At 67.8% G+C, this 25,792-nt stretch carries 25 protein-coding genes; 21 read left to right on the forward strand and 4 right to left on the reverse strand.

Annotated features, from left to right (window positions below):
• Nucleotides 1-16 precede the first annotated feature (16 nt).
• Nucleotides 17-1,318, forward strand: coding sequence for a C-glycoside deglycosidase beta subunit domain-containing protein (locus IM776_RS01020; protein WP_194421242.1), 1,302 nt, complete (start codon nt 17-19; stop codon nt 1,316-1,318).
• Between the two features lie 13 nt (nt 1,319-1,331).
• Complete coding sequence (locus IM776_RS01025) at nt 1,332-2,807, forward strand: C-glycoside deglycosidase beta subunit domain-containing protein (protein WP_194421243.1); 1,476 nt, start codon at nt 1,332-1,334, stop codon at nt 2,805-2,807.
• 16 nt (nt 2,808-2,823) lie between these two features.
• On the opposite strand, the gene IM776_RS01030 is transcribed toward IM776_RS01025, so the two are convergent.
• Nucleotides 2,824-3,759 (reverse strand): LysR family transcriptional regulator, encoded by a 936-nt coding sequence (locus tag IM776_RS01030; protein WP_194421244.1) that lies wholly within the window; start codon nt 3,757-3,759, stop codon nt 2,824-2,826.
• Between the two features lie 236 nt (nt 3,760-3,995).
• Between IM776_RS01030 and IM776_RS01035 the strand changes: the two genes are divergently transcribed.
• The 11 genes from IM776_RS01035 (at nt 3,996) to IM776_RS01085 (ending at nt 14,702) form a co-directional block, all read left to right on the forward strand.
• Nucleotides 3,996-5,294, forward strand: coding sequence for an extracellular solute-binding protein (locus IM776_RS01035; RefSeq protein ID WP_194421245.1), 1,299 nt, complete (start codon nt 3,996-3,998; stop codon nt 5,292-5,294).
• 76 nt (nt 5,295-5,370) lie between these two features.
• Nucleotides 5,371-6,339 (forward strand): carbohydrate ABC transporter permease, encoded by a 969-nt coding sequence (locus IM776_RS01040; RefSeq protein ID WP_228479844.1) that lies wholly within the window; start codon nt 5,371-5,373, stop codon nt 6,337-6,339.
• A gap of 1 nt (nt 6,340) precedes the next feature.
• On the forward strand, nt 6,341-7,177 hold the full coding sequence (locus IM776_RS01045; RefSeq protein WP_194421246.1) for a carbohydrate ABC transporter permease: 837 nt from the start codon (nt 6,341-6,343) through the stop codon (nt 7,175-7,177).
• Nucleotides 7,178-7,243: 66 nt separating this feature from the next.
• Nucleotides 7,244-8,038 carry a TIM barrel protein gene (locus tag IM776_RS01050; RefSeq protein ID WP_194421247.1) on the forward strand — a complete coding sequence of 265 codons (795 nt, stop codon included), beginning with the start codon at nt 7,244-7,246 and terminating at the stop codon, nt 8,036-8,038.
• Nucleotides 8,035-9,555 (forward strand): GMC oxidoreductase, encoded by a 1,521-nt coding sequence (locus IM776_RS01055; RefSeq protein WP_194421248.1) that lies wholly within the window; start codon nt 8,035-8,037, stop codon nt 9,553-9,555. The genes IM776_RS01050 and IM776_RS01055 overlap by 4 nt, the downstream gene beginning before the upstream one ends.
• A gap of 65 nt (nt 9,556-9,620) precedes the next feature.
• Nucleotides 9,621-10,016, forward strand: a complete 396-nt coding sequence (locus tag IM776_RS01060; protein ID WP_194421249.1) for a C-glycoside deglycosidase beta subunit domain-containing protein — start codon at nt 9,621-9,623, stop codon at nt 10,014-10,016.
• Nucleotides 10,013-11,125: a sugar phosphate isomerase/epimerase family protein gene (locus tag IM776_RS01065; RefSeq protein ID WP_194421250.1), complete on the forward strand. Its 1,113-nt coding sequence runs from the start codon at nt 10,013-10,015 to the stop codon at nt 11,123-11,125. Before IM776_RS01060 ends, IM776_RS01065 begins: the two co-directional genes overlap by 4 nt.
• On the forward strand, nt 11,122-12,165 hold the full coding sequence (locus IM776_RS01070) for a sugar phosphate isomerase/epimerase family protein (protein ID WP_194421251.1): 1,044 nt from the start codon (nt 11,122-11,124) through the stop codon (nt 12,163-12,165). The genes IM776_RS01065 and IM776_RS01070 overlap by 4 nt, the downstream gene beginning before the upstream one ends.
• Before the next feature lie 24 nt (nt 12,166-12,189).
• Nucleotides 12,190-12,606, forward strand: coding sequence for a C-glycoside deglycosidase beta subunit domain-containing protein (locus IM776_RS01075; RefSeq protein ID WP_194421252.1), 417 nt, complete (start codon nt 12,190-12,192; stop codon nt 12,604-12,606).
• Nucleotides 12,603-13,796, forward strand: coding sequence for a Gfo/Idh/MocA family protein (locus IM776_RS01080; protein WP_228479845.1), 1,194 nt, complete (start codon nt 12,603-12,605; stop codon nt 13,794-13,796). The genes IM776_RS01075 and IM776_RS01080 overlap by 4 nt, the downstream gene beginning before the upstream one ends.
• A gap of 36 nt (nt 13,797-13,832) precedes the next feature.
• The gene (locus IM776_RS01085; RefSeq protein ID WP_194421253.1) at nt 13,833-14,702 is read left to right on the forward strand and encodes a ThuA domain-containing protein; all 870 of its coding nucleotides are present in this window, start codon (nt 13,833-13,835) and stop codon (nt 14,700-14,702) included.
• A 24-nt stretch (nt 14,703-14,726) separates the two neighbouring features.
• Here the strand turns inward: IM776_RS01085 and IM776_RS01090 are convergent, their stop codons facing one another.
• From IM776_RS01090 to IM776_RS01100, 3 genes are all read right to left on the reverse strand, one after another.
• Nucleotides 14,727-15,713, reverse strand: coding sequence for an apurinic/apyrimidinic endonuclease family protein (locus IM776_RS01090; protein WP_194421254.1), 987 nt, complete (start codon nt 15,711-15,713; stop codon nt 14,727-14,729).
• A 16-nt stretch (nt 15,714-15,729) separates the two neighbouring features.
• Nucleotides 15,730-16,140 carry a hypothetical protein gene (locus IM776_RS01095; protein WP_194421255.1) on the reverse strand — a complete coding sequence of 137 codons (411 nt, stop codon included), beginning with the start codon at nt 16,138-16,140 and terminating at the stop codon, nt 15,730-15,732.
• A gap of 91 nt (nt 16,141-16,231) precedes the next feature.
• Nucleotides 16,232-17,488 carry an ROK family protein gene (locus IM776_RS01100; protein ID WP_194421256.1) on the reverse strand — a complete coding sequence of 419 codons (1,257 nt, stop codon included), beginning with the start codon at nt 17,486-17,488 and terminating at the stop codon, nt 16,232-16,234.
• Nucleotides 17,489-17,593: 105 nt separating this feature from the next.
• On the opposite strand from IM776_RS01100, the gene IM776_RS01105 reads away from it, so the two are divergent.
• The 8 genes from IM776_RS01105 (at nt 17,594) to IM776_RS01140 (ending at nt 25,719) form a co-directional block, all read left to right on the forward strand.
• Nucleotides 17,594-18,634: a Gfo/Idh/MocA family protein gene (locus IM776_RS01105; RefSeq protein WP_194421257.1), complete on the forward strand. Its 1,041-nt coding sequence runs from the start codon at nt 17,594-17,596 to the stop codon at nt 18,632-18,634.
• Nucleotides 18,631-19,407, forward strand: a complete 777-nt coding sequence (locus IM776_RS01110) for a hypothetical protein (protein WP_194421258.1) — start codon at nt 18,631-18,633, stop codon at nt 19,405-19,407. Before IM776_RS01105 ends, IM776_RS01110 begins: the two co-directional genes overlap by 4 nt.
• A gap of 113 nt (nt 19,408-19,520) precedes the next feature.
• Entirely contained in the window at nt 19,521-20,540 is a 1,020-nt protein-coding gene (locus IM776_RS01115; protein WP_194421259.1) for a VOC family protein, read from the forward strand.
• Between the two features lie 82 nt (nt 20,541-20,622).
• Nucleotides 20,623-21,588 carry a fumarylacetoacetate hydrolase family protein gene (locus tag IM776_RS01120; RefSeq protein ID WP_194421260.1) on the forward strand — a complete coding sequence of 322 codons (966 nt, stop codon included), beginning with the start codon at nt 20,623-20,625 and terminating at the stop codon, nt 21,586-21,588.
• Nucleotides 21,585-22,577, forward strand: a complete 993-nt coding sequence (locus tag IM776_RS01125) for a cyclase family protein (RefSeq protein ID WP_194421261.1) — start codon at nt 21,585-21,587, stop codon at nt 22,575-22,577. The genes IM776_RS01120 and IM776_RS01125 overlap by 4 nt, the downstream gene beginning before the upstream one ends.
• A gap of 42 nt (nt 22,578-22,619) precedes the next feature.
• The gene (locus IM776_RS01130) at nt 22,620-23,756 is read left to right on the forward strand and encodes an FAD-dependent monooxygenase (RefSeq protein WP_194421262.1); all 1,137 of its coding nucleotides are present in this window, start codon (nt 22,620-22,622) and stop codon (nt 23,754-23,756) included.
• A complete protein-coding gene (locus IM776_RS01135; RefSeq protein WP_194421263.1) occupies nt 23,753-24,757 on the forward strand; it encodes an amidohydrolase family protein in 1,005 nt (334 codons plus the stop codon). The genes IM776_RS01130 and IM776_RS01135 overlap by 4 nt, the downstream gene beginning before the upstream one ends.
• On the forward strand, nt 24,754-25,719 hold the full coding sequence (locus tag IM776_RS01140; protein ID WP_194421264.1) for a fumarylacetoacetate hydrolase family protein: 966 nt from the start codon (nt 24,754-24,756) through the stop codon (nt 25,717-25,719). The genes IM776_RS01135 and IM776_RS01140 overlap by 4 nt, the downstream gene beginning before the upstream one ends.
• Nucleotides 25,720-25,792 lie beyond the last annotated feature (73 nt).

Below are 25,792 nucleotides of genomic sequence, written 5' to 3' on the forward strand. Positions count from 1 at the left end.
CAGAGAGTGAGCGCTGATGCTTCTCGAGCGAGACCTCATCCAGTCCGTCGGATTCCGCAATGTCCGCGAGGGCGGCGAGATCACCGGTTTCCAGTTCCGAGTGCGCATGCCGTCGTACCGCGGCATGGCCGCGTCTCTGATCGACGGCATCGGCGTCCGCATCCCTGGCCTGGTCGATGTCGCGCCGGACGTGCCGATATGGACTCTGCAGGGCCAGACCTACACGCTCGACGAGCTGTGGCAGAGCGAGGGCATCCGCTGGCAGCTGGAAGACGCAGCCGTCGTCACCGTGCCGCTCGCAGGTGGACTGCCCGACGGCATCCATGAGCTGTCCATCGACCTTCGCCTGCGGATGTCGTACATCCCGCAGGAGCATCAGCCCAGCCAGTACCAGGTCACCAAGCACGTCACCCTGTCGCCGGAAGCTGAAGGCGCGCCGTTCAAGTACGGCGTCTCGCTTTACAGTTTCATGGGCGACTACGGCACGAACCTCGACCTCGAGACGGCCCTGCGCTCCATCGCCGATCTCGGCGCGACGGGAGTCGAGATCCTCGGCGAGGGGCACGTGCCGAACTATCCCGACCCTCCTCAGGAATGGGTCGACGAGTGGTTCCGCCTGCTCGATGTTTACGGCCTCGAACCCACCAACTACGGATCCTGGATCGACACCCGCCTGCACTCCAGTGGCGAGCACGGGCGCGACATGAGCGTCGAAGAGGGCGCCGCCGCGCTGCAGCGCGACCTCCGGCTCGCGAAGCGGCTCGGCTTCCGCTTCGTGCGGCCGAAGATCGGCGTCGTCTCGGGTGACCTGATCCCGCACCCGATCTGGACCGAGGTCGTCGAGGCGAGCCTTCCCCTGGCCGAAGAGCTCGATGTCATCATCTGCCCGGAGATCCACTCTCCGACACCCATCAAGCACGAGGTCGTCGACGACTACATCGATCTGATCACGCGCACCGGAACGAAGCACTTCGGGCTCCTTCTCGACACCGGTATCTTCCAGGACCGGCCCATCCCGCTGAAGCCGGGCGAGCTGCCGGGTCGTCGCCCGGCGTTCCTCGACGGCATCGGCGTCGACCCTGCCGACGTCTTCGACATCATCGACCATGTCGTCTTCATCCAGGCGAAGTTCCACGACATCGACGATGCGCTCGAAGATCAGCAGATCCCGTGGGAGCCGGAACTCCGCGCCCTCAAGGATGCCGGGTACACCGGCTACCTCTCCAGCGAGTACGAGGGCGACCGCATCCCATGGCGATCCATCGAGCAGGTTCGCCGCCAGCACTCGCTCATGCGCCAGGTCGCAGACAAGCTCTGAACGGAAAGACATCATGCCCAACGGACTCATCCACGCCGACAGCCTCCGCCCGCACCCGGACGGCCTCGCACTGCGCCTCACCATCCCCTGGTACCGCAGCCTCTGGCTGTCATCGGTGACCAGCCTCGAGCTGACCGTCGACGGCCAACAGGTGCCCCAGGAGAACCTCCGCCTCGTGCTGCACGATCGCGAGTACCAGCTGGACGAGCTGCCCGACCAGAGCGAGACGCTGTGGTTCCTGCAGGATCATCCGCTTCTGGTGGCCAAGGGGGAACGCCCGGTCGAGGCGGGCGAGCAGTACCAGGTCACCCTCGTCGGTCAGCTGCGCCTGCCGTACATGCAGATCGCTCCGGGGCAGGACGGCGGCCCCGGCATGTATGTGCCGAACTTCGTCCGCGACTCGTTCTCGCTCACCGTGACGGATGTCGATGCACCCGCTCCGGCGCTCATCAGTGACGTTCCGGAGGCTCCGCCTGCGACCGAGGCCGACCCCTTCCAGCTCGGCCTCACCCTCTACTCGGCATCCGCGGAGTTCCGAGCCGGCTGGTACGACTTCGACGGACTGCTCGACCGTGTCGCCGAACTCGGCATCGGCCCCGGCATCGAGATCGTCGCCTCCCAGATGGTGCCGACGTACCCCCTCGTATCCGACGAGTTCGAGCGCACCTGGCGCACGGCTTTCGACCGCCACGGCTTCGACGCCAGCTCCTTCGGCGCGAACCTCGACATGGGCCGCCGGCGCGACCGCGACATGACCCCCGACGAGGAGTTCGAGTTCAGCGAGCTGATGTTCCGCGGTGCGAAGAAGCTCGGCTTTCCGCTGGTGCGCATCCAGAGTGCGAAGCCCGAACTGCTGCGCCGCCTGCTGCCGATCGCCGAGGAACTCGAGCTGAAGCTCGCCTACGAGATCCACGCACCGATGGGCCCGAACGCCGAGCCCATCATGAAGGTGCGCGACACCTACGCCGCCCTCGACTCGCCGCTGCTCGGTTTCGTCGCCGACTTCTCGTCGACCATGCATGCGATGTCTCCCACGCTTCTGCGTGCCGTGCAGCGCGCCGGCCTCGACAGCGAGGCTCTCGCCCGTCTGCAGCAGATCTGGGCGACGGATGCCACGATGCAGGAGCGCCAGCAGGAGTTCATCGGATACCTCAAGGGGCGCGATTTCGACCCTGGCCGGCTCGGATCCTTCGCGCACCTCGCCTTCAACATGCACGGCCACGTCGACCCGCGCGAGTGGGCCGACATCATGCCGCAGATCATGCACGTGCACGCGAAGTTCTACGACATCGACGAGAACGGCCAGGAGCCCGCGATCGACTACCCCGAGCTGGTTCGGGTCTTCGTCGAGGGCGGGTACCGCGGCTACTGGTCGAGCGAATGGGAGGGGCATGCGTTCGCCGAACTCGGCGAGGTCGACCCGCTCGTGCTCGTGCGCAGGCAGCACGACCTGATCCGCACGACGATGAGGTCGCTGCAGGCCGTGTGAGCTCAGGCGAGATCGTTCAGGCGTGCTCGCCCGCCTGAACGACCTCGCCAGCCTCGCGGAGGAGGTCGATCATCCAGGCGTGCTCGGGGTCTCGGCCATGCACGGGATGCCACCACACCGCGTTGACGATCGGCGTCGCATCGAACGGCAGCCCGACGACCCGCACGCCGCCGAGGCGCGTGACCACGGGCGCCAGCGCTCGCTGCACGAAGCCGACGCGATCTGTCCCCGAGACGAACAGCGGCATCGACAGGAAGCTCTCCACGACCGCCTCGACGCGCGGCTCGATGCCGAGCTGCTGAATCTGCCTGCTCGCCGATGTGAACGCCGATCGCGACTGGTACGTCATCACGAAGGGCAGGGAGCCGAGATCCTCCATGGTCAGCTCCTCGCCGACCGACGGATGGTCGTCGGAGACGATCGCGACCCAGTCGTCCCGCCACAGATCGGCGTACGCGAGATCGGTGAGGAACCCGTGCGGGATGATCAGCGCGTCCGCGGAGCGCAGACGCGTGGCGGCATCTTCGACGACGGACGGGTTGTGCAGCATGAACCGGAACCGGATGCCGAGACCGCGGTCGGCCGCGAGCTTCGAGACAGCAGCGCCGACCGTGGCGAACCCGTAGTCGGAGCCGTAGATCGAGAACTCCCGGGTGGAGTCGGACGGTGTCCACGTGGCCTGGCTCTCGAACACGCGGCGCGCGGCCTCCAGCGCCGTCGAAGTGTGCTCCGACAACCGCAGCGCGAACGGCGTGAGCTCATACGTGTTGCCGCGTCGCGCAAGGATCTGGTCGTTGAAATGCGTCCTCAACCGCGCGAGCGACGCGCTCAGCGCCGGCTGGCTGAGGTGAAGGCGGTCTGCGGCTCTCGTCACACTGCGCTCGGTGAGCAGCGCATCGAGTGAGACCAGGAGGTTGAGGTCGAGACGAGAAAGAAGCGCGTGATCTGTCACAGCGATGTGACCCTTCGGGAGAGGGGATCGGGTGACATCAGTTTATCGACGCAATCTATGTGCACGCCAGGCGTCATCGTTCAGCCGGATGCGGACGCTCGCGATTCCGGTTCGTGGCGGCTTATGCCGCATATCGAAACAACTTATGTGTGTTTCTGGCACATCCGGACGATACTGGCAGAACAGCGGGTGGCTCGACGAACGAGCCGCCGACAACGAAGTCAGAAAGGCTGGACATGACACAGCACCGCCGCACTCACGTCCTCCGCACCGGCACTCTCGCCGTCGCGACCGTGGGAGCCCTCATCCTCGCCGGCTGCTCCGCCGGTGGAACCGACGACGCCGGCGACGGAGGCGAGTCGCAGTCGTTCTCGTTCACTTTCGCCACGTCCAACAACCTCGAGAGCCCGTACGAGTCGCTCGCCAAGGCCTACATGGAGGCGAACCCGGACGTCGAGATCACCACCAACCCGACCCCGAACGACAAGTACGGCGAGACCATCCGCACGCAGCTGCAGGCCGGCAACGCCGCGGACGTCATCCAGACGACCCCCGGATCAGGCGACGCGCGCGGCGTCATCCCCCTCGCCGAGGCCGGATTCCTCGAGCCGCTCGGCGCGACTGCCGAGGACCTCGTGCCGGACGGCAGTGAGTCGATCTTCGAGATCGACGGCAAGACCTACGGCCAGCCGATGGACTTCACGATCGCCGCAGTCGTCACGAGCATGGGCACCGCCGCGATGAACGGCCTCGACGAGTGGCCGGCCACCGAGGCCGCGATGTACGAGGCGTGCAGTGCGCTCGCGGCAGACGGCAAGTCGCTCATCGCCCTGGCAGGTGCAGCCGGACCGAACGCGGGTCTCACGGCGCAGGGCATCGCGGCGACGCGGGTGTACGCCGAGACGCCCGACTGGAACCAGCAGCGCGCGGACGGCGAGACGACCTTCGCCGAGAGCGAGGGCTGGGCCGAGACCCTGCAGACGCTCATGGACATGCACGACGGCGGCTGCTTCCAGCCGGGTGCTGAAGGCGCCGGCTTCGACGCCATCACGAACGGTCTCGCTCAGGGCGGATCGGTCGGCAGCTTCATCCCGTCCGGTTCGGCCGTCGAGATCGCAGCGGCCGCCCCGCCGGAGGCGAACTTCAAGGTCCAGCCCTTCCCGGCAGCCGACGGCGGCGATCCCTACATCCTCGCCAGCTCGAACTACACGATCTCGATCAACGCGGAGTCGGAGGCCAAGGATGCCGCGACGGCCTTCGTCGAGTGGCTCGCATCCCCCGAGGCGCAGACCCTGTACTACGAGAAGTCCGGGCTGCTGCCGGTGTCGTCGTACCAGGACCTCGATCTCGAGGACACGATCTACTCCCCGGTCGTCGACCTTCTCGCTGAGGGCGCGTACACGCCGCTGCCGAACAACATCTGGCCGAACCCGTCGGTATACGAGGCGCTGCAGGTAGGCGTCCAGGGACTGCTGACCGGGCAGAAGGACATCGACCAGGTCCTCCAGGACATGGACGCCGCTTACGGCGACTGATCGCGCGACTGCCCGGGGAGCCCAGCTTCCCGGGCAGTCGTCGCCCCAAAGCAACCGACGAGCACACGAGGACCTCATGCCCACCAAGATGATCGACACGGAAACAGAGACAGAGCTGGTGATCGTCCCGAAGCGCACGCGCCGGGGCCGTCACCGTAATCCCGCGCCGCGCCGCCCGGGGCTGCTGAAGTTCGGGCACTGGTGGTGGGCACTGCCCGGCATCCTCCTCGTCATCGCGATCCACTACGCCGCGACGACCGTCGGAGGCTTCTTCGCATTCACCGACTGGTCGGGAATCGGAGCGTTCAACTGGATCGGATTCGCCAACTTCGTCAAGATCTTCGGCGACCCCACGCAGGTGGGCGCCCTCAGCAACACCCTGTTCCTGGCGTTCGTCTCGGTCATCCTCAGCAACATCGTCGGTCTCGCACTGGCACTCGGTCTCAACCGCGGACTCAAGACCCGCTACGCCCTGCGCGTGCTGTTCTTCATGCCCGTCGTGCTCAGCCCGCTCGCCGTCTCGTACGTGTGGAAGTTCATCTTCGACTTCAACGGACCGATCAACGCGTTCCTGCGCAGCATCGGCCTCGAGGAATTCGCCAAGGCCTGGGTCGCCGATCCGATCTTCGCCATCTGGACCATCCTCATCGTGGTCGTGTGGCAGAACACCGGGTTCGCGATGGTCATCTACATGGCAGGGCTCGCCGCCGTCCCGGTCGAGATCGAAGAGGCCGCCGCGATCGACGGCGCGAACCTGCGTCAGCGGTTCATGCACGTCACGTTCCCCTCCATCCGTCCCGCCGTCGCGATCGCGACGACGCTCGGCCTCGTCAACGGGCTGCGCGTCTTCGACCAGATCATGGCGATGACCGGCGGCGGTCCTGCCGGGGCCACCGAGACGCTCGCCACCCAGGTGTACAAGGAGTCGTTCGCGCTCGGCAACTTCGGCTACGGCGCTGCGCTCGCCCTGCTGCTCACCGTCGTCATCCTGGTCTTCGCGATCATCCAGCAGCGCGTGACCAACGGCCGCCCAGAGGAGTCCTGACATGTTCCGCTACACGAAGCTCACCGCGCTCCGCGAGGTCCTCATCTGGGTGTTCGCCCTGATCTTCCTCGCCCCGTTCTACTTCCTGATCACCACGGCGCTGAAGTCGGACCAGGAGGTCATCACCTCGTCCAACCTCGCCCCGCCCACGAGCGTCGACTTCTCCAACTTCGTCGAGGTGCTCACTGCGCAGGGGAACTCGAACGTCGTGATGGGCCTGGTCAACAGCATCCTCATCACGGCGGGAAGCATCCTCGGGCTCGTGCTGCTGGGGGCGCTGACGGGATACGTCATCTCCCGCAGCACCCGGCGCTGGAGCCGGACGGTCTACTACCTCTTCCTCATCGCCATCGTGCTGCCCACCCAGCTCGGCACCGTGCCGCTGTACATCGGCGCGCGTACGATCGGCCTCACCGGATCGATCTGGGGCATGATCATCCTCTACACCGGGATGCTGCTGCCGCTGTCGATCTTCCTCTACGCCGGCTTCTTCCGGAGTCTCGGCACCGAGTACGAAGAGGCGGCAACGATCGACGGCGCATCGCGCACGCAGATCTTCTTCCGCATCGTGCTGCCGCTGATGTCGCCGGCGACCGGCACCGTCGCGATCCTCGCGGGACTGATCGTGTGGAACGACTTCTTCACCTCGCTCATCTTCCTCGGCGGCTCGGAGAATCAGACCCTCCCGGTCGCGATGTACTACTACATCGGCTCGCTCGTGTCGTCCTGGAACAAGATCTTCGCGATCGTCATCGTCTCGATGATCCCGATCCTCGCCTTCTACCTGTTCGCCCAGAAGCGCTTCATCCAGGGCTTTGCCGGCGGGCTCAAGGGCTGATCACGACGGATGCCGCGGCATCCGTCAGCGCGCCCTCTCCCTGAACACGACTCACGAAAGAGCATCATGTACCAGCTGTCCCCCAACATCGAACTCCTCTTCACCGAAGCCGGCGATTATCACGATCGGGTCCGCGCTGCGGCCGCCGCAGGGTTCACCGCGGTCGAGATGTGGGGGCCCACCGGCGTCGATGCACCTGCGACGCCGAAGGACCTGCCGGCGCTCAAGGCCGCCCTCGAGGAGACCGGCACGCAGCTCACGGCCCAACTGTCCGAGCCGCGCACGCAGTTCATGATCCCGCCGTGGGATCACTCGGAGTTCTACCGCAGGCTCGACGAGGGCGTCGCGATCGCACACGACCTCGGCTGCCCGCGCATCGTCGTCGGCAGCGGTACGGGTTTCGGCGGCTGGAAGCGCCAGGTGCAGCTCGACAAGCTCGTCGAGATCTACCAGCAGGTGATCACCCAGATCGAGGGCTCCGGCGTCACGCTGGTCCTCGAGCCCGTAAACGTCCGCGTCGACCACCCCGGTTCGCTCCTGGATCGCACCGCAGAGGCCGTGTACGTCGCGCGCGGGGTCGGCTCCGCCCACTTCGGGGTGCTCTACGACATCTACCACTCGGCCGTGGAAGGGGAGGATATGGCCGCCGAGCTCGAGAACGGCGGCGACCTCATTAAGTACGTTCAGCTCGCTGACGCCCCCGGTCGCGGTGAGCCGGGAACCGGCGAGCTCGACTGGGCCGACCGTCTCGGCATCCTGCGCCGCTCGGGGTACGACGGCCCGATCGGTCTCGAGTACTACCCGCAGACCGCCTCGGAGGCCTCCGTCGAGCGGATCGTCCGAGTGGCGGCCGAGGTATGAGTTCCCGGTCTTATCCGCGGAACGTCGACGTCGTCATCGTCGGGAGCGGCCCGACAGGGTCGGCTTACGCCCGCGTCCTGACCGAGCGCGCGCCGGATGCGACGATCGCTATGTTCGAGGTCGGCCCGACCGTCTCGGATCCGGCAGGTGCACACGTCAAGAACATCGACGACGCCGACAAGCGCGCCGCGGCTCAGCGCGCCTCCGAGGGGCCGGGCGCTCGCGCGGCGACCGTCGACTCGCCCGGTGCGGTGAAGTCCGGCCAGCGCCGTGCCCGTCCCGGCACCTACCTGCTGGAGGACGGATTCCAGGAACCAGGCGAAGACGGGATGCCGGTCGCCGCGATGTCGAGCAATGTCGGTGGGATGGCTGCGCACTGGACAGCGGCATGTCCGCGTCCCGGAGGGAGCGAGCGCATCGCGTTCCTGGACGACCTCGATGAGCTGCTCGATGAGGCCGAGCGGCTGCTCGGCGTCACGACCGACGCCTTCGACGCGACACCCTTCGGTGACATCATCCGGGAACGGCTCGCCGAGGCTGTCGACGAGGGCCGCGTTCCGTCTTCACGCGTGCAGAGGATGCCGCTGGCGGTGCACCGCCGCGACGATGGCCGGCTCATGTGGTCGGGCTCGGACGTCGTGCTCGGCGATGTCACGCGCGACAATCCTCGATTCACCCTTCACGACGAGTCGCTCGTGACTGAGATCCTCGTCGAGAACGACCGAGCCGCCGGTGTGCGGGTCACCGACCTGCGCACGAAGGAGAGCAGCGAGGTCCGCGCACGCTTCGTGATCGTCGCCGCCGATGCGCTGCGCACTCCGCAGCTGCTGTGGGCATCCGGCATCCGGCCCGCCGCCCTCGGGCGGTACCTCAACGACCAGGCGCAGATCGTGTTCGCGACCCGCATCCGGGATGCCGCCGAGGTGACCACCACCGCGCGCGCCGGGGCAGGTCTCAGCGAGTACAGCGGCGTCACGTGGGTGCCGTTTACCGACGACACGCCGTTCCACGGCCAGGTCATGCAGCTGGACGCCTCACCCGTGCCACTCGCCGAAGACGACCCAGTCGTTCCCGGGTCGATCATCGGAATCGGATTCTTCTGCGCAAAGGATCTTCGCGCCGACGATCGCGTCGAGTTCTCCGAGACGAAGACCGACGGCTACGGGATGCCGGCGCCGCGAATCCGCTACCGCCTCACCGAGACCGACCACGCGATCCTCGAGCGCGCGGAACGCGAGATCGTGGAGCTCGGCAAGGCAGTCGGCGACCCGCTCGATGACCGTCCCTTCCGGATGCCGATCGGCAGCTCGCTGCACTACCAGGGCACCACCCGCATGGGCGAGACCGACGACGGCACGAGCGTGTGCGGTCCCGACAGCGAGGTGTGGTCGACGCCTGGCCTGTTCGTCGCGGGCAACGGCGTCATCCCGACCGCGACGGCGTGCAATCCGACCCTCACCGGCGTCGCGCTCGCCGTCCGGGGCGCACGTGCCATCGCCGCCGCCATCAGCGGTTGAGCGTTGCTTATGTCGGAAAAGAACATTAGACTGCAGGAATACGAAAGAAGAACGAGGAGGTTCTCGTGATCCCGGATCGCATCATCGAACAGGGGACGCTGACGACCGAGGGCGGCCGTGCCGCCGTCGAGGTTCGCATCCCCTGGTACCGCGCACTTCCCGGTTCGTGCATCGCCGGAGCCAGTCTCACCGTGGACGGCGTCGCCGCCCCAGCCGCGTCCCTGCGCTGGCAGATGAACGGCAAGGAGTTCACCTTCGAGGAGCTGGCGACGAACACCGAGGAGTGGTGGTTCCCCGTCGACTCCGCCGTGCTGTCGGGGGATCTCGATCTGGCTGTCGACGCGGAGCACTCGGTCGAGGTGGGTCTCACGCTGTTCATCCCGTACATCATCATCTCCGACTCCGAGGTGCTCCACATCGAGGAGCACGATCGCAAGACCATGAAGGCGGTGGCGGCATGACCGACCTCGGCACTCCGATCCAGGGCGTGACGCTCTACAGCTTCACGCGGGCGTTCCACGGTCGCGAGTACGACCTCGATGCGCTCATCCGAAAGGTCGCAGCGGAGGGCTACGGCCCGGGCCTCGAGATCATCGGCTTCTCGAGCTTCCGCGGATTCCCCGAGATCGATGACGCCTTCGCCGGGCGCTTCCGCGACCTGGTCGACGAGGTCGGGCTCGTCACCACCTCGCTCGCCGTCAACGCCGACATCGGCATCCACCGGGACCGCCTGCTCGACCAGGACGAGCTCGTCGCCTACATGCGCCGGCAGATCGCCGCCGCCGCGAAGCTCGGGTTCCCCATCGCCCGTGTGCAGATCTCGATCACGCCCGACTCGATGGAACAGCTCGCGCCGATCGCCGAGGAGTACGGCGTGACGCTCGCGCTCGAGGTCCACGCCGATCAGTACGCCTCGCACCCGCGCATCCTCGCGTTGCGGGACCGTTACGAGAAGGTCGGCTCGCCATTCCTGGGATTCACGATGGACTGGGGCGCCACGGTCTCCGGCTTCGCGCCCTCGCTCATCGAGTCGTACCGTCGACGCGGCGCGTCCGAAGACCTGCTCTCGCAGGTCGTGTCGCTGTGGGATGAGTTCTATCAGCAGGGGCCGCCCGCTGATCAGGCCGAGCACGGGCAGCGCTTCGGACGCTTCATCGGACTGGCCGCCCAGAACGGCCGTCCCGAGCTCGGGATCGACTTCGGCATCAACGGCACGGGCTTGTTCGGTCCCGCGCGAGTCGACGACTGGCTTGAGATCATGCCGTGGGTCAAGCACGTCCACGGCAAGTTCTTCGGCATCGACGAGAACAAGGAGGAGCCCTCGGTTCCGGTCCGCGATCTCATCGGCCTTCTCGTCGAGAACGGCTACTCCGGCGCGGTGTCGAGCGAGTACGAAGGCTGGCACTGGAACAACTGGGAGAGCCCGTTCGACATCGTCCGCGATGAGCAGGCCGTGCAGCGGTCGGCCGCGCAGAACGCCGGCAGTCGCATGATCACGGATGCTGCGGAGGCGCGCGCCGCGCTCGCCGCTCACCTGCCGCACGCAGCTCTGAAGGGAGCCCGCGCATGACCGTTCGACCAGCTCAGGGATCGGGGATCGCCGGCACCGGCATCAAGCTCGGCATCACCCTGTACTCGCTCACCAGCGAGTTCGCCGCCGGTCTCTACACGCCCGAGACGCTGATCGCCGCGGCGGCCCAGAACGGGCTCGGTCCCGGCGTCGAGTTCAACATCGCGCAACTGCTGCGCACCTACCCGGACGTCGACGACGAGTTCATCAAGCTCTGGTTCGACAGCCTGGAGAAGTACGAGCTCGAGCCCAGCGCCGTGGGAACGAACCTCGACATGGGGCGCCGCAAGAACCGTGACATGACCCCTGACGAGGAGCATGACTTCCTCGCGCGCCAGCTGAAGACCGCGCACCGGCTCGGGTTCAAGAACATCGTCATCCGTTCGCACGGCAAGGAGCTGCTGCGCAGTCTCCTGCCGCTGGCGGAGAAGTACGACCAGCGCCTCGGGTACGAGATCCACGCGCCGTCGGGGCCCAACAACCCCCAGGTGCTGCAGATGCGCGAGATGTACGACGAGCTGCAGTCGGAGCGACTCGGGTTCACAGCCGACTTCTCGTCGACGATGCACTCGCTCTCGCCGACGCTGCTGCGGACGCTCAGCCAGATGGGCATGGACGAGAAGCACTTCCCGGTCATGGACGAGATCTGGCACGAGCCGACACCCATGCATGCGCGGAACCAGAAGTTCGAGGACTACCTCACCGGCGAGGGTGTGGACTTCCTCCGTTTCGGGCCGTTCACGCGCCTGGCGTTCAACATGCACGGGCTCGTCCGGCCGGAGGAGTGGCTCGACATCATGCCGCAGATCTTCCACGTGCACGCGAAGTTCTATGACATCGGCGCGGACGGCGAGGAGCCGGCCATGGACATCCCGCGCATCGTGCGGCAGTTCGTCGCGGGCGGCTACCAGGGCTACCTCTCCAGCGAATGGGAGGGCCACGCGTTCTCCGACCTCGGCGAATCCGACCCGATCGACCTCGTCCAGAAGCAGCACGCGCTCATGCGGCGTGCGATCGAAGAAGCCGTCGTCCCGGCCTGAGGTCGGGCGCAGACAGGAGCCGACATGGCAACGCACAATTCGCTCTTCGCCGAGAAGGACGTCCGTCGCACCGACGACGGGATCGCCGTCTCGGTGCAGCTTCCCTGGTATCGCAGCCTCTGGCTCTCGGCCGTCGACGACGTCGCGGCGACCGTGAACGGCGTAGCGATCCCCAAGGACGATCTGCGCTTCGAGCTCGAGGGCCGCTCCTACACGATCGACGAACTGCCCGAGCAGTCCGAGACGCTGTGGTTCGTGGCCGACCGCCCCGACGTCGTGATCAGGCTCGACTCGCCCCCGGCCGCAGGCGAGAGCCTCACCGTCGAGGTCGTCCTCACCATGCGGCTGCTCTACATGCAGATCATGCCCGGTGAGGACGGCGGCCCCGGCCGCTACGTGACCAACCGCGTCCCGGTCGAACGAGAGGTCGTGCTGGCATGACCGCGAGTGCGGCGTTGCGTGTCGCCATGATCGGCTACGGCTTCATGGGTGCGGCGCACTCGGTCGGCTGGCGCCAGGCGCCGCGGATGTTCTCGCTTCCGAGTGGCGTGGAGATGGCGGTCGTCGTCGGACGCAACGAGTCGGCTGTGGCGGATGCCGCGGCGCAGTGGGGCTGGGCGGAGCACGCCACCGACTGGCGGGAGGTCATCGCCCGCGACGACATCGACATCGTCGACATCGTCACCCCGGGGGACTCCCACGCCGAGATCGCGATCGCGGCGCTGGGTGCCGGCAAGCACGTGCTGTGCGAGAAACCCCTCGCCAACACCGTCGCAGAGGCCGAGGAGATGCTCGTCGCGGCCGAGCGTGCCGCCGCGCGGGGCATCGTCTCGATGGTCGGCTTCACCTACCGACGGGTCCCGGCTGTCACGCACCTGCGCGACCTGATCGCAGCCGGCGCGATCGGCACGGTCCAGCAGGTGCGTGCCGCCTACCGACAGGATTGGCTCGTCGACCCGCAGGCCCCGCTCGCATGGCGCCTGCAGAAAGAGCACGCCGGTTCCGGCGCGCTCGGCGACATCGGCGCGCACATCATCGACATGACCCAGTTCGTCACCGGGCAGGGCGTGGATGCAGTCGCCGGCGTCGTCGATACGATCGTCACGCGGCGCCCCCTCCACGACGGAGGATCCGGACTCTCCGCAACGGCCGGCGATGGCTACGGCGACGTCACCGTCGACGATCTCGCGATCTTCACCGGACGGCTCGAGGGCGGCGCGCTCGTCTCATTCGAGGCGAGCCGGTTCGCGACCGGGCGCAAGAACGCCCTCACGATCGAGGTGTCCGGCGACCGCGGAGCACTCGCTTTCGACCTCGAAGACCTGAACTCCCTGCAGTTCTATGACCGCACCGCACCCGCCGATCGTCAGGGTTTCGCGAAGATCATCGTGACCGAGGCATCCCACCCCTATGTCTCGGCGTGGTGGCCGTCCGGTCACCTGCTCGGGTACGAGCACGGCTTCTCGCACCAGGTGGTCGACCTCGTGAAGGCCATCACGGACGGCACCCAGCCGCACTCGAGCTTCGCCGAGGGGCTGGCGGTCCAGCGCGTGCTCGCCGCCGTGGAGGCGAGTGCCGAACGCGACTCCGCCTGGGTGGGCGTAGGCGCCATGGCGACGGCATCCGTCTGACAACGCCTTTCGAACCAGAGCGAAGGAGCTCACGATATGACCGATGTCCTCAACGTCCTCATCCTCTCGGGGCACATGACCCGCGAGCACGACAACGAGTTCCGCAGCTTCCGGCAGCACAACCAGTGGCTCACCACGCTGCTGGAGGACACCGGTCGCTTCCGGGTCCGCGTCGTCGAGGACCCGCGGGGTCTCGGCGCCGAGATCATCGACAAGTACGACGTCGTCATCGTCGTCTTCGAGGGTCGCGACGGCTACCACGAGAAGGCGGTCGGCTTCGGGCCGGAGACGGATGCCGCGCTGCTGCGCTTCGTGCACGAGGACGGCAAGGGGATCGTGTGGTTCCACGGCTCCGCGGCGCAGGAGGACGACTGGGGATACCCGGAGGAGTACAACGTCATGCGCGGCGCCAAGCTGAGCGTGGCGACAGGCCTGCGACCGCGGCCGTGGGGTGAGGCGCTGCTGCGCACCGCAGAGCCGCGTCACGCCATCACCGAGGGCATCAGCGAGACCTGGACGGTCACCGGTGACGACATCCTCACCGGCGTCGAGCTCTACGACGGTGCGCAGGTGCTGCTGACCACGTTCGACGATCTCGAGTCCTACGAGAAGGCGCCGATGTGGCCGATGTCGCACTACCCCGTCGCGATCCCCGAAGGCGGAATCGCCGACCTTCCGGGCATGAACACCGATCAACCCATCGCCTGGATCAATGAGTACGGCGCGGGTCGCTCGTTCACGATCACGATCGGCCATGACATCGACACCTTCCGTCGCATCGAGTTCATCCGGATCTTCCCGCGCGGCGTCGAATGGGCGGCGACCGGCGAGATCACCCTCGACGGCCCGGACCGTCGCGGCGAGCGGCGCTTCCTGCCCTGGCCGTATTACAACCACGAGGGCTGAACACCAGGGCGTGCCCCGCTGACGTCAGTCGTTCAGCGCGGGCCGCGCGAGTTCGAGGTGTCGTCGGGTCATCTCCGTCGCGTCGTCATCGAGCCACTCATGGCCGCCCCACTCGCTGGTGAGTGAGCCGGTGAATCCGGCTGCGCGCAGCTCGGTCGCGAAGTCGCGGATGGGTCGCGAGACGCGACCATCGGCATCGTGGAGGTCCCAGAACTTCAGGTGTGCTGCGCCCGCGAACGGGAGCACGTCGTGGAGGTCGGCGGCATCGGAGCGACCGAAGCGCACGAGCAGGTTCATGAACATGGTGTGCACGTCGGGCGGCACTGCCCCTGCGCGCAGCAGCGCGACGGCGGCATCCGACGTCGCCGCATCCTGCCATTCGCGCTCGAGTCGATCGACGAACGCGGCGGGAAGATCGCTCTGGCGGAGCCGGTCGAGATAGGTGACGGGAAGCGCGGGCATCAGCATGCTGATGTCGATGAGCAGCCTCAGATGCGGGTCGTCGAAGCTCGCGATCGCCTCGTAGTGCGCCCGATGCGCGGGCGACGACGGGGTCTGCGGACCCTGTGCCTCTTCGAACAGCACGAGGTCCAGGTCGTGGAGCTCCGGCAGCAGCCGCTCGAGGAGCGCGTCGCCGGCCTGGCCGATCGGCAGGCGGACGCCGGTGGCGCCGAGTCGCTGCGCTGCGCGCAGCTGCGGCAGGAGGAACGCGAGTCGCTCGTCCTCGTCGCGCCTCCGCGACGGCGACGCCCAGTCGTCGATGCTCGCACCGACGATCGAGATGCGACCTCCAACTGTGGCGAGTGCATCCCGCAGCGCTTCGGCCTCGGCATCCGAGGTCACGGGGAACGAGCGCCAGAGCTGGCCGAGCTCGACTTCGATCACGGAAGCGATACCGCCGTAGACGATCCCGACCGCGATGTCGGTGGCGCTGGATTCGGCGCGGATCAGATCGGGTGTCCAGTTGAAGGCGCTCGCGGCAACGGTCCAAGCGGGGGAGGGCGTGGTCATGTTCGGTGCCTCCGGTTCAGGCGACGTCGAGCGCCACGGTGGTGAGCGCCGAGGGGTCATTCAGACTCAGCGTTCGGTCGAAGCGGAAGGGCAGCCGCAGCGGGCCGTCCGGACCGGCCTGGAGGTACGGCACGACCAGATAGAAGGAGACGCTCACCTCGTGATCGCCGGGAAGGACGGTCTGATCCCCGCGCAGTACGAGGCGATCCTGCACGAACCACCAGCCCGGCTCGTCCGCGAGGTCCGGAGGCGCGATCGCCCGGCCACCCATCTCGATCCGCAGCCGGGGTTCGGGGCAGCCGTCGATCGTGACCTCGAGCTCCGTGAGGCTCCACAGCGGTAACGAGCGGATCCACGGCAGCGAGAGCCGGAGCACGAAGCCGTCGCCGGTCGTGCCGAGAGCATCCTCGCGCAACGCACTGAGCATGGCACTCCTTCGTGTCTGTTCAGACTGGTCAGTTCAGACAGAAAGATACACGCTTATGTCGATTTATGGAATAAGACCCAGGTGGTCACTGTCAGTGGAATCGGGCGAGCGTCGGCTTTCCGTCCGCGAACCAGCGCGGGAACGTGACCTCGAAGAGCTGTTCGCGTGCGAGCTCCGCACCTCCGCGCAGCGGCTCCCCCTCGTCGTTGACGGAGTTGACGATCGTCAGATCGCGCGTGGCCAGCGGGAGCGAGAGCTCATAGACCCGCTGACGCACCTCGGCGAGATAGAGCTCGCCGGTGCCGGCTACCACGCCTCCGATGACGATGACACTGGGGTTGAACATGTTCACGAGGGCGGCGATCGACTCGCCGACGATCCGCGCGGACTGCTGGAGCAGGCCGGTCGAGAGCGCATCTCCGGCCTCGGCGGCGCGGGTGATGTCCTCGGGAGTGATCGCCTCACCGGCGGCGTGCTGCGCGGCCAGTGGCCCGTCGGCGCCCTCCGCGATCGCGGCCTCGGCCTGATTGACGAGCGCCCATCCGCTCGCGACCGCTTCCAGGCAGCCGCTCTTCCCGCACCGGCAGAGCGCGTCGGATTCGCGCACGCGCACGTGTCCGATGTCGCCGGCGGCCCCGTTCGTACCGCGGTGCACGCGGCCTTGAGAGAGCAGGCCGGCGCCGATGCCCGAACCGATCTTCACGTAGATCAGGTTGGCGTCCTCGCCGGCGCGACGAACGAGCTCGCCGAAGGCCAGGAGGTTCACGTCGTTGTCGACCCACGTGGGGGCGTCGTAGCGCTGCTCGAACGCGGAGCGGATGTCGAAGCCGTTCCATCCGGGCATGATCGGCGGCGCCACAGGGCGACCGGTCTCGAAGTCCACAGGGCCCGGCACGCCGACCGTGACAGCCCAGATCGGGGCACCGGGAGTGCGTGCGATCAGCTCGTCGATCAGCTTCATGGCCGTCTCGAGCGTCTCCGCAGGGCCGCGGGAGATCTCCCACGGCGTATGCGCCTGGTCGACGATGTCGCCCTCGAGGTCCGCGATGCCCACGCGGATGTGCAGCGCGCCGAGCGCGCAGACGATCAGTCGACCGCGGTCGGAACGGAACCGTACATGCCGAGGTGCGCGGCCACCGGATGACGGACCGTAATCGCCGTCGGCCAGATAGCCCATCTCGTACGCCTGGTCGACGCGCTGCGTGACGACACCTCGGCCGAGCCCGGTGATCCTGCCGATCTCGGGACGCGTGGTCGCTCCGCCCGTCCGGACCATGTTCACGATGCGAAGGAGACTCGTCACTTCGTCGGTCTGGGCGCCGAAGCGCAGCGTGGATTCGTTGGCCATGCTTGATTTTTACATGCCGTTCAGCGCGGACAGCGCGCAATCGCCGATCTATGGTCAACTATCTCGCAACTTACGTATACTTCTGACAAAAGCGAGGAGGCGAAGATGCCATCGGGAGTCGGGGTCATCGGTGCAGGGCCGGGTGCATCTGCGCTGCACCTCGCGACCCTCGCCCGGCTGAGCGACCGATTCACCGTCGTGCACGTCTCGGATGGCGGCGGCGGCCGTGCTGAGGAGCTCGCGGCGCGTTTAGGTGCAACGGCGTCCACCGGGACGGACGAGCTGCTCGCCGACCCGCGGGTGGAGGTCGTCGCGATCTGCAGTCCGCCGGATGCGCACGCGTCGCAGATCCTCGCCGCCGTCGCCGCAGGCAAGCACGCGATCCTCTGCGAGAAGCCGATCGCGACCTCGCCCGACGACGCGGCGCGCGTCATCGACGCCTGCCGGAACGCCGGCATCGCGCTCGTGGTCGGAACGAATCATCTCTTCGATCCGGCATGGGGGCGGGCACAGCATCACCTCACCGCCGGGGGCGCGCCGGTGCGCGCGATCTCCATCACCGTCGCGCTCCCCCCGAACGAGCGGTATCACGACGCCGTGAGCGAACTGCCGCCGGCCGCCGCTCCCGCCAGAGGCGCGCCCGACTGGGGTGACCCCTCCGTCGCCGCAGCGGTGCTCCGCCAGCTCACCCTCGGTCTGGCCATCCACGACCTGCCGCTCGTGCGCGACCTCGCCCGGCGTCTCGATCGCGTCGTCTTCGCCCGTCCCGTCTCCCCGATCGGCTACGTCATCGGATTCCTCGCCGAAGACATCGCCGTGCGACTCACCGCGGTCATGGTGCCGGGTGGTGCGGACGCGCTCTGGCGCATCGGAATCGTCACCTCGCGCGATCTCATCGACATCGAGTTCCCGCCCGCCTTCGTGCACGTTGGAAGCGCCGCGGTGCGGGTGCGGACGCCGGACGGCCGTCGCACCTCGTTCCCCCTCACCGCGGACGACGGTTATGTCGCCGAATGGCGTGCACTCGCGTCGATCCTCGACGGCGACGCGGTCGTCGAGTACGACGAGATCCTCGCGGATGCCGGTTTCGCGTTCGATCTCGCGGATGCCGTGGAGGCTGCGGTCCGCGCGGGGGCGATCGCATGATCGGGGTCTGCACGAGCGTTCCCGCTTACCGCGTCGCCGCCGTCGAACTACCGTTGAGCGTCAGGCTCGTGGCGAGCGCCGAGCGCGCGATCGTCGTCGTGCCGGGTGATCGCCGATGGGCGCAGACAGCGTGCGCCGTTCTCGAGGACGGCGCCGCCGCAGTGGTCATCGCCGATCCGGATGCCGTCGACATCGACGAGTGCATCCGCCTGCAGGAAGCCGCCGACGGACGGCCGATCGTCATCGACCGTCCGATGCTACGCGCCGACCTCGTCGAGGTGGCGTCTGCGCATATCTCGCCGCCGAACTACGCCGCCGTCGACGTCGCCGCGGTGGCAGGATGTCGGTCCGCGGGCATCCGCGACGCCGCGGGCTGGATGCGGGTGCTTCTCGGTGGCCCATGCGAGGTGCTGGAGGTCGACCGCACGGGTTCCGCCGTCCTCGCACTCCTGCAGCGCGCGAACGGCATGGTGCCTGGCGCGCTCACCGCGACGACGATCACGGGCGCCGATGAGGGGCCATGGATCCGCGCCGTGGCGGTCGCCCCCACACGCGTCGAGGTGGTCATCGACGAAGCGGATGCGCAGGCGTCGGTCGATGTGGCGACGAGGGAGGGCGTACTGCGCGCCCCTCGTCTGTTCGAGACGCACCAGCGGGTGTCGCTGCGTCGCGCCGTCCACGCCCTGTCGACCGCGGCCCAGCCGGTCACCGACCTCGCCGATCTCCGCGCCGACGACGCCGTGGCGGAGGCCCTCAGGCAGGAGCGCCGGTGATAAACAGCGCTGATCCCCCGCATAGGAAGAATCGGGTTCCTTGATGGTCGATTTCCGACAAAAGTAGGAAGCGGGGCAGATCCCAGAGCCCCGTCGGAAAGGAAAGATCGAGGATGATCAAGCTACTGTCCCACCTCTCGTATGTCGCGATCACATCGCCCGACGTCGAGGCGTCCGTGAAGTTCTATGAGGAGCAGGTCGGGCTCACGGTCGTGGATCGCGTCGACGGCGCCGTCTACCTCCGCTGCTGGGGCGACTACTACGCCTACTCGCTGGTCGTCGTTCCCGGTGACGAGCCGGCGCTCGAGACGATGGCATGGCGCACCTCCAGCGCCGAGGCGCTCGAAGAGGCCGCGAAGCGCGTGGAAGCCGCCGGCATCGCGGGCGAATGGCTCGACGCCGTGCCGCACATCGGCCGCGCCTACCGTTTCACCGGTCCTTTCGGCCACTCGATGACGCTGCACTGGGACGTCACGCGTCATCAGTCATCGGGCGAGACCGCGTCGATCTACCCCGACCGTCCCGAGAAGCGCTCCAAGGTCGCCGGCGCGCCGCGTCAGCTCGACCACGTCACCGTCGCGACGAGCGACGTCGACGCGTTCGTCAAGTGGTACGTCGATGTCCTGGGCTTCCGTTTCATGGCGCGCACCGTGCTGGACGAGGCCCCGGTCTCGGTCTTCTCGGTGCTCACCACCAACGAGAAGTCGCACGACCTCGGCGTCGTACTCGACGGCTCCACCCGCGCCGGACGCGTCAACCACTACGCGTTCTGGGTCGACACCCGTGAAGAGCTGCTCATCGCAGCGGACGTCCTCATGGAGAACGGCATCCCGATCGAGTACGGCCCCAACATCCATGGCATCGGCGAGCAGACGTTCCTCTACTACCGCGAGCCCTCGACGCTGCGCATCGAGCTCAACACCGGTGGCTACCGCAACTACGTCCCCGACTGGGAGGCGAACACCTGGAAGCCATCGCAGGGTTCGAACAACTTCTACCGCAACGGCGCCATGCCCATGTCGATGACCGAGTCGTTCCCGCGCGCAGACGGACCGAGCGCGACCGAGGAGGGCGTTCCCGACGAGATCAAGGACGCTCTGCTCAACCCGTACGCCAAGCACGGGCACGGCTGACAGACTTCCCGGCGCGACGGATGCTCCTTCATCCGCCGCGCCGGGAAACCAAACGCGCGAAGATGAGCGAGAGGATCACCGAATGACGACCACCACCCCCGAGGCACCGTTCGCTCTGGTGCGCTACCGAGACGCCGACCGCGCGCAGCTCGGGCTCGCGGTCGAGAACCGGGTGCGTGCGCTGACGCCGGCCGACCTCGGAGCCGCGGATCTGAACGCGTTCCTCGCACAGCCGGACTGGGACCGCATCGCCGCACTCGCAGCTCCGGACGAGACCTGGCTCCCTCTCGCCGACGTCACGCTCGCCGCTCCCGTGGAGCCACGGCAGGTGCTGCAGACCGGTGCCAACTACCGCCAGCACGTCATCGAGCTCGTCGCCGCGGGTCTCACCCAGAACACCGAGCGAACGCCCGACGAGGCGCGTGTCTTCGCCGCGAAGATGATGGATGACCGCAAGGCGAACGGCGAGCCCTACTTCTTCATCGGGCTGCCGTCCTGCGTCGTGGGTGACGACGTGCCCCTCGAGCTGCCCGCCTACAGCGAGGTGCACGACTGGGAGCTCGAACTCGCGATCGTCGTCGGCCGTGAGGCGTTCCGGGTGTCGCGCGCCGACGCCTGGAGCCACATCGCGGGGTACACGATCGTCAACGACGTCACGACGCGCGATCTCGTATTCCGCAAGGACATGAAGGAGATCGGCACCGACTGGTACCGCGCCAAGAACGCCCCCGGCTTTCTGCCGACAGGGCCGTTCCTCGTGCCGGCGCACTTCGTCGACGCGGAGGACGCGCGCGTCACGCTCGCGCTCAACGGCGAGGTGATGCAGGACGCTTCGACGAGCGACCTGCTGTTCGACATCCCCGCACTCCTGTCGGCCGCTTCGCAGACGCAGCGCCTCCTCCCGGGCGATCTGCTTCTGACCGGCAGCCCGGCCGGCAACGGCCAGCACTGGAAGCGATTCCTGCGTGACGGCGACGTGATGACGGGCACGATCGCCAACCTCGGCACCCAGGTGGTGCGGTGCGCCGCGGAAGGAGCCGCATCGTGAGCCTTCCGAGCGCGAACCCCGCAGAACTCGACCGCCAGGATCCCGCCGCCGAGATCGCCGCGCGCGCCGAAGCGTTCCGCAACTGGGGCCGGTGGGGCGCGGACGACGTGCTCGGCACCCTCAACTTCATCGACGAGGCCAAGCGCGTCGAAGCCGCAGCGCTCGTGCGCTCCGGTCGGGTCATCTCGCTCGCCCAATCCTTCGACACGAACGGTCCGCAGAAGGGCTGGCGCCGTCGCACCAACCCGGTGCACACGATGACCGACACCGGCACCGACGCCGAGCGCGGCAACCAGGGCTTCCCGCACGGCATGGGTGGGGCGGATGACGTCATCTCGATGCCGCTGCAGTGCTCGACGCAGTGGGACGGACTGGGCCATATCTTCGACGGGGGCATGGCCTGGAACGGCCGCCGCGCCGGCGACGTCGTCACCAGCGACGGCGACCTCGTCACGGGCATCGAGCACGCGGCATCCGTCATCGTGTCCCGCGGTGTGCTGCTGGATGTCGCCCGCCATCTGCGTCCCGACACCGGCGAGCTCGACGACGGTCACGCCATCACGGTCGCCGACCTCGAGGCGACCGCCGCAGCGCAGGACGTCACGATCGGCCGGGGCGACATCGTCCTAGTGCGCACCGGACAGTATGCCCGCGCCCGCCGAGACGGATGGAACGACTACGCCGGCGGACCGGCTCCCGGACTCTCGCTCACGACGGCAGGCTGGCTCCACGCCACCGAGCTCGCCGCGATCGCGACGGACACGTGGGGATTCGAAGTGCGCCCGAACGAGTTCGACGTCCCGGCCTTCCAGCCGCTGCACCAGGTCGTCATCCCCAACATGGGGCTGACGATCGGCGAGATGTGGAACCTCGACGAACTCGCCGATGCATGCGCGCAGCGCGGCATCTGGGACTTCCTGCTCTCGGCCGCACCGCTGCCGATCACCGGAGCGGTCGGCTCGCCGATCAACCCCGTCGCCATCCTCTGACAACCGCACGAACACCACCGCACAGAACAGGGAGGTTCTGAAATGACCGCAGTGCACAAGGTCGCCATCGCCGGAAGCGGCGTCGTCGGGCTCGCCGCCGCCATCCAGCTCGCGGACGCCGGCGTCGCCGTCGACGTCTTCGAGGCCAAGCCGGAGTTCAACACACAGGGCTCGGGCATCTCGCTGCAGGGCAACGCGCTGCGCGCGTTCGGCCAGCTCGGCATCTGGGACGACATCCGCGCCGCCGGCTACCCCTTCGAGGGCCTCAAGCTGCGCGCACCCGGGCCGGACGCTCCGGTCGTCGCCGCGCTTCCGGACGTGAAGATGGGCGGTCCTGACTATCCCGCTGCGATGGGCATGCCGCGCCCCGCACTCGCGCGGATCATGTTCGACCACGCGCAGCGAGCCGGCGCGAACATCCGTTTCGGAGCGAGGGTCTCCGGCATCGACGTGCGCGAAAACGGTGACGTCGAGGTGTTCGTCAACGATGAGTCCGCCGGCGTGTACGACCTGCTGATCGGCGCTGATGGTCTCCATTCAGCAGTGCGCGACCTCATCGGCATCGAGACCAGACCCGAGGCGAACGGGATGGGCATCTGGCGCACCTTCGTGTCGCGGCCGGCAGAGGTGGAGAGCAGCGAGCTCTACTACGGCGGACCGGTGTACATCGCCGGCTACACGCCGACCGGAGACGACACCATGTACGCCTTCCTCGTGGAGAAGGCGCAGGACCGCTTCGACGTGTCGCCGGAGGATGCAACGCGCATCATGCTCGAGGAATCACGCGCCTACGGCGGCCCCTGGAACTCGATCCGCGCCGACCTCGAACAGGGCGCCACGGCGAACTACACCTGGTTCACGAAGCACATCGTGGAGGAGCCGTGGAACCGCGGTCCGGTCGTCATCATCGGCGACGCGGCGCACTCCTGCCCTCCCACGATCGCGCAGGGGGCCGCGCAGGGTCTCGAGGATGCCGTCGTGCTGACCGAGCTGCTCCTGAACCGGGATCACATCGACCAGGGGATGTGGGACGAGTTCCACGCCCGGCGTCTGCCGCGGGCGAAGACCGTCGTCGACGCCTCGTCGCAGCTCGCACAGTGGCAGATCGACGGCGATCGCGATGCCGACGCCGGCGGATTGATCTTCGGTGTCGCGCAGAAGATGGCGGAGCCGGCATGACGATCGATGTCCACGCACACGTGCTGCTGCCCTCGCTCCAGGCAGGCGTCGAGGCGCGCGCTCCAGAGCTCGTGCAGGAGGCCGCCGCGCTCGAGCTCAGACGCAACGGTGCCGAGAGCCTCGCGGTGTCGGGGCCGATGGTGGGCTCGCGCATCCCCAGGCTCACGCAGGTGACGGAGCGGATCGCCGCGATGGACGCGCAGGGCGTCGACGTGCAGTGGGTCAGCGCATCGCCCAACCACTTCTATCCCTGGGCGCCGGAGGGCCTCGCGGTCTGGGCCGCGAACGAGGCCAACCGGCTCGTGGCAGAGCACGTCGCGCAGGTCCCGGACCGGCTCGTCGGTCTCGGTCTCGTTCCGCTGCAGCATCCCGAGCGCATCGTCGAATGCCTCGATGACGCGGTCCTCGGGCGGGGACTCGCCGGCGTCGAGATCTCGTCGTTCGCGGGGGACGTCGAGCTGTCGGACGAGCGGCTCGAGCCGTTCTGGGCGCGCGCCGCCGAACTCGGCTGCGTCGTCTTCCTGCACCCGTTCGGCTGCAGCCTCGACGAGCGGCTCGACCGCTTCTACCTCTCGAACACCGTCGGTCAGCCGACAGAGAATGCCGTGGCGCTGTCGCACCTCATCTTCGCGGGAGTGCTGGACCGGCATCCGAGTCTCAAGCTGGTCGTGGCGCACGGCGGCGGATACCTGCCGTTCGCGATCGGGCGCTCCGACCGCGCGTGGCAGGTGCGCCCGGAGGCACGGCGCTGCGCGCACGCGCCGTCGTCGTACCTGTCGAAGATCTGGTTCGACACCGTCGTGCACGATCCGTCTGCGCTGCAGCATCTGATCGCCGCCGCCGGTGCCTCGCAGGTCGTGCTCGGCAGCGATTACCCCTTCGACATGGGACTCGATGAACCGGTCGATTTCGTCCGCGGCGCCGGCCTCTCCGCGGACATCACCGACGGCATCCTCGCCGGCAACGCCGCGGCGCTGCTCGCGACGAAGGTGCCGGCGTGAGGATCGCGCGCTGGCTCACCGACGCAGGTCACGCGGAAGGTTTCGTCGACGGCGACGTCGTCATCCCCTTCCCCGATGCGCTGCGCGTCGCCGACGTGCTCGAGCAGGGGCTGGATGCCGCGCACGCGCTGTTCGTCCGACGTGATCAGGCGGCTGCCCAGCCGTTGGCCGGCGTGACGCTTCTCGCGCCGCTCGTTCCGGCCGCGATCCGCGATTTCGTCGCCTTCGAGGAGCACGTCGAGGGCGTGAGCGCCTCCGTCGACGGCAAGAGCGAGGTCGTGCCGGAATGGTACGAGGCACCGACGTTCTACTTCACGAACCCGCACACCGTGCGCGGACCGGGCGAGGTCGTTCCGGTGCCCGAGACGTCTCGGCTGGACTTCGAACTCGAGATCGCCGCGGTCATCGGCGGTGCCGGCGGGGAGAACCTCGACGTGGATGCCGCGGCCTCCGCGATCTTCGGCTACACGATCATGAACGACTGGTCCGCACGCGACCTGCAGTCGCGTGAGATGAAGGTGCGCCTGGGACCGGCGAAGGGCAAGGACTTCGCCACGACGCTCGGCCCCTGGATCGTCACCGCCGACGAACTCGCGCCGTACCTCGACGCCGAGGGGTTCCTCGCCGTGCGCGCCGAAGTGCACGTCAACGGGGAGCTGATCGGCGAGGACCTCGTCTCGAACATGGGCTGGCCGTTCGCCGAACTCGTCGCATACGCCTCACGCAACTCCAGGGTCGTCCCCGGAGACGTGCTCGGCAGCGGCACGGTGGGCAACGGCGGATGCCTCGGCGAGCTGTGGGGCAGACACGGTGAGCTGAGCCCGCCGCCGCTGAAGACCGATGACGAGGTGCGCATGGTCGTCGAGGGCATCGGCGAGCTACGGGGCGTCGTGGGCGAGATCGTGGCGGCTCCCGTCGTGCCGGCGGCGCGGACGCGCAACCGGGCGCGGTATCGCACCTGACTTATGTTGAAAACAAACTAAAGGTCGGGTAGGATGGACGTGGCGTCGGGGTTCTGCGGAACCCGATCTCTGC

The organism is Microbacterium abyssi (assembly GCF_015277895.1).
GTDB classification, from domain to species: Bacteria; Actinomycetota; Actinomycetes; order Actinomycetales; family Microbacteriaceae; genus Microbacterium; species Microbacterium abyssi.

Coding starts and splice junctions, on each gene's coding strand:
- IM776_RS01020 (WP_194421242.1), top strand. CDS start 17: ATGCTTCTCGAGCGAGACCTCATCCAGTCCGTCGGATTCCGCAATGTC.
- IM776_RS01025 (WP_194421243.1), top strand. CDS start 1,332: ATGCCCAACGGACTCATCCACGCCGACAGCCTCCGCCCGCACCCGGAC.
- IM776_RS01035 (WP_194421245.1), top strand. CDS start 3,996: ATGACACAGCACCGCCGCACTCACGTCCTCCGCACCGGCACTCTCGCC.
- IM776_RS01040 (WP_228479844.1), top strand. CDS start 5,371: ATGCCCACCAAGATGATCGACACGGAAACAGAGACAGAGCTGGTGATC.
- IM776_RS01045 (WP_194421246.1), top strand. CDS start 6,341: ATGTTCCGCTACACGAAGCTCACCGCGCTCCGCGAGGTCCTCATCTGG.
- IM776_RS01050 (WP_194421247.1), top strand. CDS start 7,244: ATGTACCAGCTGTCCCCCAACATCGAACTCCTCTTCACCGAAGCCGGC.
- IM776_RS01055 (WP_194421248.1), top strand. CDS start 8,035: ATGAGTTCCCGGTCTTATCCGCGGAACGTCGACGTCGTCATCGTCGGG.
- IM776_RS01065 (WP_194421250.1), top strand. CDS start 10,013: ATGACCGACCTCGGCACTCCGATCCAGGGCGTGACGCTCTACAGCTTC.
- IM776_RS01070 (WP_194421251.1), top strand. CDS start 11,122: ATGACCGTTCGACCAGCTCAGGGATCGGGGATCGCCGGCACCGGCATC.
- IM776_RS01075 (WP_194421252.1), top strand. CDS start 12,190: ATGGCAACGCACAATTCGCTCTTCGCCGAGAAGGACGTCCGTCGCACC.
- IM776_RS01080 (WP_228479845.1), top strand. CDS start 12,603: ATGACCGCGAGTGCGGCGTTGCGTGTCGCCATGATCGGCTACGGCTTC.
- IM776_RS01085 (WP_194421253.1), top strand. CDS start 13,833: ATGACCGATGTCCTCAACGTCCTCATCCTCTCGGGGCACATGACCCGC.
- IM776_RS01090 (WP_194421254.1), bottom strand. CDS start 15,713: ATGACCACGCCCTCCCCCGCTTGGACCGTTGCCGCGAGCGCCTTCAAC.
- IM776_RS01095 (WP_194421255.1), bottom strand. CDS start 16,140: ATGCTCAGTGCGTTGCGCGAGGATGCTCTCGGCACGACCGGCGACGGC.
- IM776_RS01100 (WP_194421256.1), bottom strand. CDS start 17,488: ATGGCCAACGAATCCACGCTGCGCTTCGGCGCCCAGACCGACGAAGTG.
- IM776_RS01105 (WP_194421257.1), top strand. CDS start 17,594: ATGCCATCGGGAGTCGGGGTCATCGGTGCAGGGCCGGGTGCATCTGCG.
- IM776_RS01110 (WP_194421258.1), top strand. CDS start 18,631: ATGATCGGGGTCTGCACGAGCGTTCCCGCTTACCGCGTCGCCGCCGTC.
- IM776_RS01115 (WP_194421259.1), top strand. CDS start 19,521: ATGATCAAGCTACTGTCCCACCTCTCGTATGTCGCGATCACATCGCCC.
- IM776_RS01120 (WP_194421260.1), top strand. CDS start 20,623: ATGACGACCACCACCCCCGAGGCACCGTTCGCTCTGGTGCGCTACCGA.
- IM776_RS01130 (WP_194421262.1), top strand. CDS start 22,620: ATGACCGCAGTGCACAAGGTCGCCATCGCCGGAAGCGGCGTCGTCGGG.
- IM776_RS01135 (WP_194421263.1), top strand. CDS start 23,753: ATGACGATCGATGTCCACGCACACGTGCTGCTGCCCTCGCTCCAGGCA.